At 72.7% G+C, this 1181-nt stretch carries 2 protein-coding genes; both read left to right on the forward strand.

Features of this window, described 5'->3' with window-relative positions; genetic code table 11:
- Positions 1 to 754 (forward strand): AAA family ATPase (locus tag BKE38_RS29845; RefSeq protein WP_165694333.1); only part of this gene is annotated, 754 nt, incomplete at its 5' end.
- Positions 755 to 922: 168 nt separating this feature from the next.
- On the forward strand, positions 923 to 1181 hold a 259-nt coding region (locus BKE38_RS29850; RefSeq protein ID WP_131829812.1), incomplete at its 3' end, for a hypothetical protein.

Here is a 1181-nt window from a genome sequence, read left to right on the forward strand (position 1 = left end):
CGCCGCGCGGCTGGCGGAAAAGCTGGGCGAGGGCGCCGAGCTGCCCGAGCCGCCGGACGACCTGTCGGACGCCGCGGAAGAGCGCGCGCGGAAGAAGGCGGAGCGCCTCGCCCGCGAACGCGAGGAGATGGGGCCCGTCAACCTGCGCGCCGAGCAGGAGATGGAAGAGGTCGAGGCGCGGATCGGCGGCATCGACCGCGACCGCGACGAGATCGGCGCCGCCATCGCCAAGCTGCGCGGCTCGATCGGCCACCTCAACCGCGAGGGGCGCGACCGGCTGCGCGCCGTCTTCGACCGGATCGACGCCGAGTTCCGCGCGCTCTTCGGCCGGCTGTTCGGCGGCGGGCGGGCGCATCTGGCCCTCGTCGGCAGCGACGACCCGCTGGAGGCCGGGCTCGAGATCTATGCCGAGCCGCCGGGCAAGAAGCTGGCGACGCTGTCGCTGCTCTCGGGCGGCGAGCAGGCGCTGACCGCGCTGTCGCTGATCTTCGCCGTCTTCCGCTGCCAACCCGCGCCGGTCTGCGTGCTGGACGAGGTTGACGCGCCGCTGGATGATGCGAATGTGGAACGGCTCTGCGGCCTGCTCGAATCCATGGCCGCCGAGGCCGGCACCCGCTTCCTGGTGGTCACCCATCATCCGCTGACCATGGCGCGCATGCACCGCCTCTATGGCGTCACCATGCAGGAGCGCGGCGTGTCGCGGCTGCTCTCGGTCGATCTCGGCACGGCGGTGGAGCTGGTGGACGGCGCCTGACGGACCCAGGGCTGAGCGATCCGGCAGGGGAGGGGCGTGGCGCCGGGGCCACTTCCTTTCGCTGGCGTTGCCTGCGAGGAAAGCGCTTAACAATCCATTCAGGAACGCGCCGCTAAACGGAAGCATGCGGTGTGGCGCCCCGGCCCGGCCACCACCGGAGGAGATTTCATGCGTCGTCGCGACAGCCTGCGGTTGTGCACCGCCAGCCTTGCTGCCGGCCTGGCCGGAACCGGCTTGTCCGGGACGGCGGCGACGGCGCATGCCCAGATCATGGCGCCGCAGCCCCAGGCCAGCGTCGCCGAGCCGGTGGTGCTGCGCGTCGCCGGGCTGATCCGCCAGCCGCCCCAGGGCGAGCGCGAATTCACCCTGCCGCAGCTGGAGGCGCTGGGCCTGGCCCAGCTGCGCACGGTGACCCCCTGGGACCGCG

Source organism: Teichococcus deserti (genome assembly GCF_001982615.1).
Classification (GTDB): domain Bacteria; phylum Pseudomonadota; class Alphaproteobacteria; order Acetobacterales; family Acetobacteraceae; genus Pseudoroseomonas; species Pseudoroseomonas deserti.